Annotated in this window: 10 protein-coding genes; 5 read left to right on the top strand and 5 right to left on the bottom strand. The window is 74.8% G+C overall.

Translation table 11 applies throughout. The annotated features are described in order from the left end of the window. Nucleotides 1–200 precede the first annotated feature (200 nt). From ACZ4VL_RS35425 to ACZ4VL_RS35415, 3 genes are all read right to left on the bottom strand, one after another. Nucleotides 201–473 carry a carboxypeptidase-like regulatory domain-containing protein gene (locus ACZ4VL_RS35425; RefSeq protein ID WP_468208532.1) on the bottom strand — a complete coding sequence of 91 codons (273 nt, stop codon included), beginning with the start codon at nucleotides 471–473 and terminating at the stop codon, nucleotides 201–203. Then, nucleotides 470–1,399: a trypsin-like serine peptidase gene (locus tag ACZ4VL_RS35420; protein ID WP_468208530.1), complete on the bottom strand. Its 930-nt coding sequence runs from the start codon at nucleotides 1,397–1,399 to the stop codon at nucleotides 470–472. The genes ACZ4VL_RS35425 and ACZ4VL_RS35420 overlap by 4 nt, the downstream gene beginning before the upstream one ends. Before the next feature lie 230 nt (nucleotides 1,400–1,629). Next, the gene (locus ACZ4VL_RS35415; protein ID WP_468208527.1) at nucleotides 1,630–2,061 is read right to left on the bottom strand and encodes a VOC family protein; all 432 of its coding nucleotides are present in this window, start codon (nucleotides 2,059–2,061) and stop codon (nucleotides 1,630–1,632) included. An 886-nt stretch (nucleotides 2,062–2,947) separates the two neighbouring features. Between ACZ4VL_RS35415 and ACZ4VL_RS35410 the strand changes: the two genes are divergently transcribed. From ACZ4VL_RS35410 to ACZ4VL_RS35400, 3 genes are all read left to right on the top strand, one after another. After that, the gene (locus ACZ4VL_RS35410; RefSeq protein WP_468208524.1) at nucleotides 2,948–3,139 is read left to right on the top strand and encodes a hypothetical protein; all 192 of its coding nucleotides are present in this window, start codon (nucleotides 2,948–2,950) and stop codon (nucleotides 3,137–3,139) included. 316 nt (nucleotides 3,140–3,455) lie between these two features. Beyond that, on the top strand, nucleotides 3,456–4,598 hold the full coding sequence (locus ACZ4VL_RS35405) for a PLP-dependent cysteine synthase family protein (RefSeq protein WP_468208521.1): 1,143 nt from the start codon (nucleotides 3,456–3,458) through the stop codon (nucleotides 4,596–4,598). Next, nucleotides 4,595–5,905 (top strand): MFS transporter, encoded by a 1,311-nt coding sequence (locus tag ACZ4VL_RS35400; RefSeq protein ID WP_468208520.1) that lies wholly within the window; start codon nucleotides 4,595–4,597, stop codon nucleotides 5,903–5,905. The genes ACZ4VL_RS35405 and ACZ4VL_RS35400 overlap by 4 nt, the downstream gene beginning before the upstream one ends. A gap of 111 nt (nucleotides 5,906–6,016) precedes the next feature. Here the strand turns inward: ACZ4VL_RS35400 and ACZ4VL_RS35395 are convergent, their stop codons facing one another. Next, nucleotides 6,017–6,676, bottom strand: coding sequence for a TetR/AcrR family transcriptional regulator (locus ACZ4VL_RS35395; protein ID WP_468208517.1), 660 nt, complete (start codon nucleotides 6,674–6,676; stop codon nucleotides 6,017–6,019). A gap of 147 nt (nucleotides 6,677–6,823) precedes the next feature. On the opposite strand from ACZ4VL_RS35395, the gene ACZ4VL_RS35390 reads away from it, so the two are divergent. Together ACZ4VL_RS35390 and ACZ4VL_RS35385 are read left to right on the top strand one after the other, a co-directional pair. Then, a complete protein-coding gene (locus tag ACZ4VL_RS35390; protein ID WP_468208514.1) occupies nucleotides 6,824–9,199 on the top strand; it encodes an MMPL family transporter in 2,376 nt (791 codons plus the stop codon). An 8-nt stretch (nucleotides 9,200–9,207) separates the two neighbouring features. Continuing rightward, complete coding sequence (locus ACZ4VL_RS35385; RefSeq protein ID WP_468208512.1) at nucleotides 9,208–9,909, top strand: LmeA family phospholipid-binding protein; 702 nt, start codon at nucleotides 9,208–9,210, stop codon at nucleotides 9,907–9,909. Nucleotides 9,910–9,952: 43 nt separating this feature from the next. On the opposite strand, the gene ACZ4VL_RS35380 is transcribed toward ACZ4VL_RS35385, so the two are convergent. After that, nucleotides 9,953–10,624, bottom strand: coding sequence for an MSMEG_1061 family FMN-dependent PPOX-type flavoprotein (locus ACZ4VL_RS35380; RefSeq protein WP_468208509.1), 672 nt, complete (start codon nucleotides 10,622–10,624; stop codon nucleotides 9,953–9,955). Nucleotides 10,625–10,702: the final 78 nt, after the last annotated feature.

Genomic DNA, 10,702 nt, shown 5'->3' with positions numbered 1-10,702 from the left:
ACGCCGAGGTCTTCGCCTGCAGCGTCTTGGCGTAGGCGGCCTTGACGGCTTCCTGGGGCGACTTCGCGGCGGGGGGGGGGGGGGGGGGGGGCCCCCCCCCCCCCCCCCCCCCCCCCCTCACCCCCCCCCCCCCCCCCCCCCCCCCCCCCCCCGCCCCTGGCCCCCGCCCCGGCCGGGGCCGGGGCCGGGGCCCGCCGGCTTCAGCCGAGCCGGAGCACGAGGGAGGCGGCCCCCCTGGCGCCGACCGCGGCCGACGCCAGGGCGCTCCTCCCGTCCGGTGCCCGGCACTGCACGGTGTAGACGCCCTCGACCGACACCCCGAACGAGAACCGGCCGTCGGCGCCGGTCAGTGCGGCGACATCGGGGAAGGGGCCGGGCCCGCCCGTCAGGTACACGGACACGCCCGGCGACGGACTGCCGTCCGTGTCGACCACCACGCCGCCGATCAGGTGTGTGCGGGCACTGCCGGTCACGCCTTCCACTGCACCAGGTTGTTGAAGACGGAACGGGTGATCCGGGTGCCGGAGTTGGTGGTCACACCGCCGTACGCGTGCACCGCGATGCCGTACCGGCCGCCGTTGTGGATGCGGTAGACCGCGCTGCCGCTCTGGCCGCCGGCGGTGTCGATGTCGTAGAAGACCTTCAGCGGGTTCACCGAGCTGACGCCCCGCCCGTCGTACCACTGGGTTCCCGGCGGCTTGTCCCCCGGGTATCCGGAGATGTTGACGGAGGTCTTGAGCAGGTCGGCGTCCGGCCAGGCGCCGAAGCCGAACCAGCCGGTGGTGGCACCGAGTTCGGTGGGGATGATGATGGCGCCGTAGTCGAAGTTCTCGTCGCCGCTGTCGGTCCAGCCGGTGACGGTGCGGAAGCTGGTGCTCGTGACCGCGCCGAAGGGCAGGGTCGAGCCGTTGCGGCCGGGCATGACCTGGATGCTCTTCACCCAGCCGTCGCGACCGGGGACACCGCTGTTCTTGATGAACACGACGTGCCCGGCGGTCGCCAGGGTGTGCGGGCCGATGAACCAGCCCGTCCCGATCCACTGGGAGTTGTCGGCGGCGGTGATCAGCAGGGACGCGTGCGCCCGCCAGGGGTAGTTCGAGGTGTCCGCGATCTGCACGCGGTCGTCGGGGCCGTGCACGGTCTCCAGCATCTCCGGTGGCCCGAACGAGGCCACGCCGATGTCGGGCAGAACGGCGGCCGGCGCCCGCCAGGTCTCGGGCGGCACGGACTCGAGCGCACTGCGGGTGTGGCCGTTCACCTGTTCCAGTCCGTCGGAGGTGAAGGGCGTGGGGCTGCCCTGCACGCCTTCCGACGGCCCTTCGAAGACGGGCTGTTCCGGAACGGCCGTGGCCAGTTCCTCGGGCTGGTTGGAGACGGGCGTGTGCGGATCGTTGGCCATGGTGGGCTCCCTCGGTGGGCACGCCCGGGGCGTGCGTGGAGGTGGGACTTCGGGGATACGGGCTACGGGGCTGCCCACGACGGATGCACCTCGAGGACGTCCTGGCTCGGAACGCCGTGCACCGTCCGGGCACGCCCCCCCACGACCATGTAAAGCCGACCCGGGGGTGATCGCCACGCGGCCGCCGCGGCGAGCCGCCGACCGGACGGCGTGCGCCCCCGCCGGATCGGTCAGCGCTCGGACAGCTCCGACGGGGCCTCCTGGACCACCCATCCGTTGCCGTCCGGATCCGTGAAGGTGATGAACGAGTTCCAGGTCCCGCCCTTCCCGTCCTCCCAGCCCGTGTTGCCGACGTGGCGGACCGGCGAGACGTCCACTCCCCGGTCGACGAGTTCGGCACGGGCCGCCTCGATGTCGGTGACGCACAGCTGGACGCCGTGCAGGGTGCCCGGGGCCATCTCCTGGGTGCCGGGGGCCGCGGGCAGCCCCTGCTGCAGGGCGATGGAGCAGCGGGAGCCGGGCGGGGTCAGCTGGATGACGCGCAGGCCGGTGGCGACCTCGGTGTCGACGTCGACCGTGAAGCCCACCCGTTCGGCGTAGAACGCCTTCGCCCGGTCCAGATCCGTCACGGGGACGACGACGATTTCGAGGGTCCAGTTCATGGCGGCTCGCTCCTCCACGGGGACCGGCGGATCCGGTCGGTCCACGGTGGCGCACGAGCACGCCCCGGCGCACCACGCAACGCCCGAACACCCGGTGCGCGGCCCTCCGGTTCCGGTGACGGGCCGCCGCGGCTCCCGCCCGCTCCTTGACGGCTTCGCGCCTGTTTCCTGCCGGGTGGGTCCTTTCTCGCCATATCGCAGTCGGCCTTTGCCTTCCGTCGCCCGCCCGTGGTTAGGATTACGGCATGGTCACGGCCCGGTCGTCACGCGGTGTGCCGCGGATCCGGTGGTACCGGATGACGTCGGCCCCCTACTGGCTGGCCCTGCTGTTCCTCGGATTCCTTTGCGCACACGGCAGCAGTGACGCAATGGCCGTGCACCCTGCCTCCGCCGCTCCCTCGGTGAACGCGGCTCCCCATCGGCTCACCGACGAAACGATCGGGAATTCCGCCGCTCCCGCGGTCCGCACCCCGCAGCGGGAATGTGCGCACGGTGCGGGGAATTCTCCGCACCCGGGCGAGCACTGCCTGCCGGGGCAGCCGGACGAGGCGGCCGTGTCGGCGCCCTGCCCGCGGGTCGACGAACCCGCCGCGACCGCATGCCCGCACGGTGGCCGGCCTCCCCTCCCCGATGGAGCCGCACAGACGCACGGCGCGGCGGCCGGTCCCCCGACCGGAGTACTGCGCATCTAGAGGGCCGGGTCCCCTGACGGTCGACGGGCCCCGCGATGCTCCGGCCGGCCCCCGAACGCGCGTCCGGTGCCCCGTTCCCGCGGGTTCGCACCGGTACGCACCCCGCCCCGCCCCCAGGCGTCCACGCGGATCACCGAAGCTGCCGCGCGCCCTCGGTGCGGTCCCCTGTCACCGGCCGGCTCCCCGGAGGAACCGTGTCGTTCCACCCCCGTACCACCGCGGCGTTGCGCCTGCTCGCCGTGCTGCTGCTGGCGGCCTTCGCCGCGGCGACGGCCGGGTGCCTGCACCCTGCGGACGCCGCACCCCACGGGCACGCGTCCGCATTCGCGGGCGCCCACCCGCCGCCCCGCACCCCCACGCGCACGCGCCCTCCCACCACCTGTTGACCGTGGATTCCCCGGCTTTTCCCGACCCCGGCGAATCCTGTGTCCCGAATTACCCGTCCCTGCCGGTCCAGGAAATCTCGGCGCCCCGCGCCGCCGCATTCCCCGTCCTCCTCGCGGTGCTCCTCGGAATCCGCTCCCCGCACCTCCCCGCGCGCGGGAGGGACCGCCCTTCGGTATTTCCCGCGCGGGCGCGCGAAGGCCGGACCACGCGCACGAGCATCTGCTGCTGGCGCATTTAGGCCTCGTTCGCGCGGCCCCGCCCGCTTTTCGGCGCGGCCGCCCGCTCCCGTCCCGTACGGAACCAGCCGTCCCACGCATGAGAGCCGAGGAAATGTCCTCTCCGTCCACCCACAGCACCGCCCCCGCACCCCTCCACCGCGCCGCCCTCTCCGGGCTCGTCGGCAACACCCCGCTCCTGCACGTGTCCGAGCCGTTCGCCCCCGAAGGCCACGGCTTCTGGGCCAAGCTGGAAGGCTTCAACCCGGGCGGCATCAAGGACCGCCCGGGCCTGCACATGGTCGAACGGGCCCGTGCCCGCGGCGAACTCCGACCGGGCGCCCGGATCATCGAGTCCACCAGCGGCACCCTGGGTCTCGGCCTGGCCCTGGCCGGCCTCGTCCACGGGCACCCCGTCACCCTGGTCACCGACCCGGGCCTGGAGTCGTCCATGACGAAGCTGCTCACGGCCTACGGCGCCCAGGTCAACACCGTCTCCGAACCGCATCCGACCGGCGGCTGGCAGGAGGCCCGGCGCGAACGGGTGCGCCGGCTGATGGACCGGCACCCCGGTTCGTGGTGCCCCGACCAGTACAACAACCCCGACAACACCACCGCCTACACCCCGCTCGCCCTGGAACTCGCCGCCGACCTCGGGCACGTCGACGTCCTCGTGTGCAGCGTCGGCACCGGCGGCCACTCCGCCGGCGTGTCCCGGGTCCTGCGCCAGCTCTACCCCCAGCTGGAACTCGTCGGCGTGGACACCATCGGCTCAACGATCTTCGGCCAGCCCGCCCGGCCGCGGCTGATGCGCGGCCTCGGATCGAGCATCTACCCCCGCAACGTCGCCTACGGGAACTTCACCGAGGTCCACTGGGTGGCACCGGCCGAGGCGGTCTGGGCCTGCCGGCAGCTCGCGTCCTCCCACTACGCGACCGGCGGCTGGAGCGTCGGCGCCGTCGCCCTGGTCGCCGGCTGGCTGGCCCGCACCCGCCCGGCGGACACCCGGATCGCGGCGATCTTCCCCGACGGGCCGCAGCGGTACCTGGGGACCGTGTACGACGACGACTACTGCGCCGCCCACGGCCTCCTCGACGGCCCGCCCGCGGCCGAACCGGAGGTCATCGGCCGGGTCGACGAGAAGGAGGTCGCCCGCTGGACGCGCTGCGCGGCGGTGGTCGACCCGCTGGCGGACGCGGCCGGCGCCTCCGCGGCACGGGACGCCGAGGGTCCGGGCCGGTGAAGGGCACGCTCGCGCAGGTGCGCTCGTACGAGAGGAGCGTCCAGTTGTTGATGGTGAACCAGTTCACCATCAACCTCGGCTTCTACATGCTCATGCCGTACCTCGCCGCGCACCTCTCCGGGTCGTTGGGGCTGGCCGGCTGGGCCGTCGGGCTCGTCCTGGGCGTCCGCAACTTCAGTCAGCAGGGCATGTTCCTGGTCGGCGGCACCCTCGCCGACCGGCTGGGCTACAAACCGCTGATCGTCGCCGGCTGCCTGCTGCGCACCGCCGGCTTCGCCACGCTGGGCCTGGTCGACTCCCTGCCGGCGCTGCTCGCCGCGTCAGCGGCCACCGGACTCGCGGGGGCGCTGTTCAACCCGGCGGTGCGCGCGTACCTCGCGGTGGACGCGGGAGAGCGGCGGGTGGAGGCGTTCGCCCTGTTCAACGTCTTCTACCAGGCGGGCATCCTGCTCGGCCCGCTCGTGGGCATGGTGCTCACCGGGGCGGACTTCCGGATCACCTGCCTGGTCGCGGCCGCCGTGTTCGCCTTGCTGAGCGCGGTCCAGATCCGCAGCCTGCCCGCGCGCCGAGGGGGCGGGGCCGGGCCTGCGGCACCGGGCGGGGCGCGGGAGAAGGTGCTCGCGCAGTGGCGGGGGATCCTCGCCAACCGGCCGTTCCTGTTGTTCTCCACCGTGATGACCGGCTCGTACGTACTGTCGTACCAGGTGTACCTGGCCCTCCCGCTGGAAGTCCGGCGGCTGGGCGGCGACGGCGCCTTCGGTACGGGCGCGACGGCCGCGCTGTTCGCCGTGTCCGGGCTGGGCACCATCCTCTTCCAGACCCGCGTCACCGCGTGGTGCAGGGCCCGGATGGCGCCCGGGCGGGCGCTGGCCTGGGGACTGCTCACCCTGGGCGCGGCCTTCGTGCCGCTGCTGCTGGCAGCGGTCGTACCGCTTCCGGAGGGCGGTGGATGGCGGTGGCTGACGGCCGCCGTGCCCCCGCTGCTCGCGGCGGCGCTGCTCGCCCTCGGCACGATGATCGCCTACCCGTTCGAGATGGACACCCTCGTCCGGCTCTCCGGCGACCGGCTCGTCGCCACGCACTACGGGCTGTACAACACCGTCTGCGGGATCGGGATCACGCTGGGGAACCTGCTCACCGGGGTGGCGCTCGACGCGGCGCGGGGCGCGGGCGCGGCGGCACTGCCGTGGTTCTCGCTGGCCGTGCTCGGCCTGCTGTGCGCGGGCGCGGTGTACGGGCTGCACCGCAGCGGGCGGCTGGCACCCGCCGGCGCCCGCTCCGCGCGGCCGGAACCGGCGAAGGCATGACCGGCGCGAGGGGATGACCGGCGCGGAGGAATGACCGGGGGGCGGGTGCCCGCGGGTGCCCGCCCCTTCCCCTTCGTCGGCCTTCTCCGCTGTCCCGTTCTCCGGGCCGCGTCAGGCGGGCGGGCCCTCCGGTTCCGGCCCCGACCCCGGGCCCGGGCCGATCGGGGCGAGCAGGTTCAGGACGGTGGCCTCCATCGCGTGCCGGGCCTGCTCGGGGGAAAGGCCCGTGGAGCGCCAGTGGTGCCAGGCGCCCCAGGTGGTGACCGCGTCCAGCCCGTTGACCAGGTCGGTGCGGCGCTGCCCCGTCAGGGTGTCGAGTTCCTCGGCCAGCACCGCCTCCAGCCGGGCGCGGGCGTCGGCGAAGGCCTCGTCGACCGTCTGCTGGATGCGCGGCGACGGATGGTCCATGCGCATGATCGCCTTGCGGGCCGGCGTGATCCACTCCAGGATCCGGGCGCGCTGCTCGGCGAGTGCGGCCACCCGCACCGCCCGCGGGCCGCTGGTCGGCAGGGGCCTGATCTGCTCGGCCAGCTGCTCCAGGCGCCGGGTGATCGCGGTGTCCACGAGCTGCGCCATGTCGGCGAAGTGGTGGAACACCGACCGCCGCGAGACTCCGGCGTACGCCGCCACCTTCTCCGCGGGGAACTCCGTCGCCCCTTCGTCCAGCAGGACCAGCAGCGCGTCGGCGATCTTCTCGCGGGTCTGCCGGCCGCGCTCGATCCTGCCGTCCGTCGCCGGTGTCGGTGCGGCTCGCTCCGGATCGTTCTCCACGTCGACCTCCTTCCTCGGATTGACATTGTTGCACCCCGAGTGCAAGCGTAAATGTGCACTCGGAGTGCAACTTGCTTGCGGGCCCTCCGGGCGGCCGGGCCTGCCCGTCCCCGGTGCCCGCGGTCGAACGAGAGGAAGATCCGCACGATGTTCCACGCCCTGGGGCGCAGCTGCGCCGGCCGCCCCGGCCGGGTCCTCGCCGTCTGGCTGGCGGTGCTGCTCGCGCTCGCCGCCGCCGTCCTGGTCCACGGCCGGGCGACCAGCGAGGCCGTGACCATCCCCGGCAGCGACAGCCAGGCGGCCCGCGACGCGGCCGCGGCCTTCCCCGGCCCGCCCTCGGGGAACCAGCCCGTGGTCCTGCACGCCCCGGCCGACGGCGCCCCGCTGACCTCCGACGCGATGGCGGCGGCGGTCCGGGCCGCGGCCGCGGACCTGGCCCGCGTCGACCACGTCGTCGCCGTCACCACCCCGTACGATCCCGCCGGCCGGGCCGCGATGAGCAGGGACGGCCACACCGCGTACCTCTCGGTCGGGCTGGACGTGACCGGCCGCGACATCACCCCGGAGATCACCTCCGCGGTGGTGGCCGCGGCCGCCCCGGCGCAGGCGGCGGGGATCGAGGTCACCCCGGGCGGCGACCTCGCCGCCGCGGCGGACAAGGGCTCCACCGGGCACAGCGAGCTGATCGGCCTGGCGGCGGCCGCCGTCATCCTGTTCGCGGGTCTGCGCCGGGTCACCGCGGCGGGGCTGCCGCTCGTCGTCGGCGTCGTCGGGCTCGTGGTGGCGCTGGCCCTGATCGGGCTGGTCGGGCACGTGATGGACATGCCGTCCTCCGGCGCCACCATCGCCGCCATGATCGGCCTGGGCGTCGGCATCGACTACACCCTGTTCTGCCTGACCCGCTTCCGGGACCTGCTCGGCGCGGGCGTCCCCGTGGTGGAAGCCGCCGCCCGGACCACGGCCACCTCCGGCAAGGCCGCGGCCTTCGCCGGCTGCGCGGTGGCGGCCGCCCTGGCCGGCCTCGCGCTCGGCGGGCTCCCGCTGCTGTACGCCCTCGCCCTCGCCCCCGGGATCGCCGTGATCGTGGCCGTCGCCGCCGCACTCACCCTGCTGCCCGCCCTGCTCGCGCTGCTCGGCCGGCGGCTCGCCCCTGCCCGCACCCCGGTCGGCCCTGCCGCCACCACGGACGACGACCGGGCAGATGCCCCGACCGACGCCCCGGCGGGCGACCCGGCCGACGCCCCGGCGGAGGTCCCTACCGACGCCCCGGCGGGCGACCCGGCCGACAGCCCGGCCGGTGCGCGCTGGCACCGGCTGGCCGCCTACGTCGCCGGCCGGCCCTGGCGCCACCTGCTCGCCGGGCTCGCCCTGATCGCCGTACTGGCCGCGCCCGCCACGCAGTTGACGTTCGGCCAGCTCGACGCCGGGGACAAGGCCTCCGGCACCGACAGCCGCATCGCCTACGAACGGCTGGCGGACGCCTTCGGCCCGGGCGCCAACGGCCCCCTCCAGGTGACCGCCTCCCTGCCCACCCCCGCCGGCGGCCCCGACGACGGGCGCCTCACCACGGTCACCACCGCGCTGGGGCGGACCCCGGGCGTGGCCGCGGTCGGCGCGCCGCAGCTCGCCTCCGACGCCCGTACCGCCCGCTGGCAGGTCACCCCCGCCACCGGCCCCGGCGACCCGGACACCGCCCGACTCGTCGACCGGCTGCGGGAGTCCACCCTGCCCGCGGCCACCGCGGACAGCGGGGCCACCGCCCATGTCGGCGGCGCCACGGCCGCGCAGGCCGACCTCAACGACCGGCTCGCGCACCGGATGCCCGTGATCATCGCCACCGTCGTCGCCGTCGCCGCACTGCTGCTCCTGCTCGCGTTCCGCTCCCCGGTCGTCGCGGCCAAGGCGGCCGTGATGAACCTGTTGTCGGTCGGCGCCGCGTACGGGGTGCTCACGGCCGTGTTCCAGTGGGGTTGGGGAGCCGGGCCCATCGGCCTCGAAGGGCCCGTTCCGATCCCGGGCTACGTGCCCCTGCTGATGTTCGCGGTCCTGTTCGGGCTCTCGATGGACTACGAGGTGTTCCTGCTCACCGCCGTACGGGAGAACTGGCTGCGGTACGGGGACAACCGGCGGGCGGTGGTCGCCGGCCTGGCGGGTACCGGGCGCATCATCACCTCGGCAGCCCTGATCATGGTGAGTGTGTTTCTGAGCTACCTGCTGTCGGAGGACCCCGTGGTGAAGATGTTCGGGATCGGCCTGGCCACGGCCGTCGCCCTGGACGCCACCGTCGTCCGCGGGCTGCTGGTGCCCACCAGCATGGTGCTGCTCGGTACACGCAACTGGTGGCTGCCCGCCCGGCTCGACCGCCTCCTGCCCCACATGGACATCGAGGGCGAGGGCCACGGCGGGGCCGGGTCCGGTGCTGCGGGCCCGCGCGCGGCCGCCCCGGCCGGTGCGGGCTCCGGACCCGCCGGAACCGCCGGACCTGCCGTCACCGCCACCACCGAGCCGAACCCCGCCCCGTGAGGAACCGCATGCCCGCCACCCCGTCCGAGCCCTCCCGTCCGCGCCGGCGCCGCCGCCTGCTGATCGCCGGCGCCGCCCTCGCGGCGCTCGCGATCGCCCTGCCGGCGGCGGACGCCCTCGCCCGCGAGCGCGGCGAGAGCCGGCTCGCCGACCGGATCGCCGCCCGCCACCAGGACCTGCGGTCGGCGCCGCAGGTGCGGATAGGCGGCTACCCCTTCCTGCTCGACGCCGCCCGCGGCAGCCACCCCGAGGTCCGGGTCACGGCCGACGGCCGTGCGCCCGACGGACGGCCGGTCAAGGCCGCGGTGGACCTGAAGGAGGTCACCCAGGGCGCGGACGGCTATTCCGCGGCGGCGGTCGACGCCCGGTTCACCGTGCCGTTCGACGCGCTCGCCGGCGAGGCGGGGAAGGGCGTGCGCCTGTCCGACGCCGGGGACGGCCAACTGCGGGTGGAGCGCAGCGCCTTCGGCATCTCGGCGGTCGTCACGGCCCGGCTCCAGCTGAAGGAGGACACCGTCACCCTCCAGGCGACGAAGGCCACCCTGGCCGGGCGCCCCATCGACCCGGCCAATCCGCTGATCGCCGAGGCCCTCGCCGGGAAGCGGTGGGAGCTGCCCGCCCTGCCGCTGGGGCTGCGCGCCTCGGAGGTCTCCGTGGGCCCCGACGGGGTCACCGCCCGCGCCCACGGCGAACGGCTGAGTCTCAGCTGACCCGGCGGGCCGGCCGGCTGCCCGCCGGCCGGCGCCGCCCGGCTCACTCGTAGCGGTGGAGGAGCGATTCCCGCTCGGCCTGGCGGATCTGCTCCAGCGTCAGGCCGGGCAGGTCCTGCCCGGAGTGGGCGAGGGTGATCTCCGCGGAGCTGGGCGCGGCATCCTCCGGAAGCCATTCCTCCGGCTTCCAGGCGCCGCTGCGCAGGAACGCCTTCGGGCAGTGCTGGTACGCCTCCTCCACCTCGACGACGATCGCGGTGCGCGGGGGCTTGCCGACCGGCGTCAGCCGTTCCAGCAGCTGCGGGTCGGCGCTGATGCAGGCCTTGCCGTTCACGCGCAGGGTGTTGCCCCGGCCGGGGATGAGGAAGACCAGCCCGGCGCGGCCGGTCTCCACGATGTTGTGGACGCTGTCCAGCCGCCTGTTGCCGGTGGCGTCGGGTATGGCGAGGGTGAACTCGTCGAGGACGGCGACGAAGCCGGCCGGCCCGCCGCGCGGTGTCACGTCGCAGTGGCCGTCGGCGTCGGCCGTGGCGACGAACACCAGGGAGGAGCGGCCGATGAAGGCGCGGGCGACGTCGTGGATCCGGTCGACCTGCTTGGCCCTGACCATGGCGCTCGGCGGCTCGTAGAGCTCGCACAGTCGGGCGGTGTCCTGGACGGCGGTGGACTTCAGGGCGTCGAAGATGCGGCCGGCCGGCCGCTGCACAGTGGTCACGTGGCGCCACTATAGGAAACGGGCGCCCGCCCCGGGTTCGGTGGAACCCGGGGCGGGCGCCCGCTGGTCGTCCTGCTG

The sequence above is a fragment of the Streptomyces sp. NPDC029014 genome, from assembly GCF_055564695.1.
This window is presented reverse-complemented; position numbering and strand designations above follow the sequence as displayed.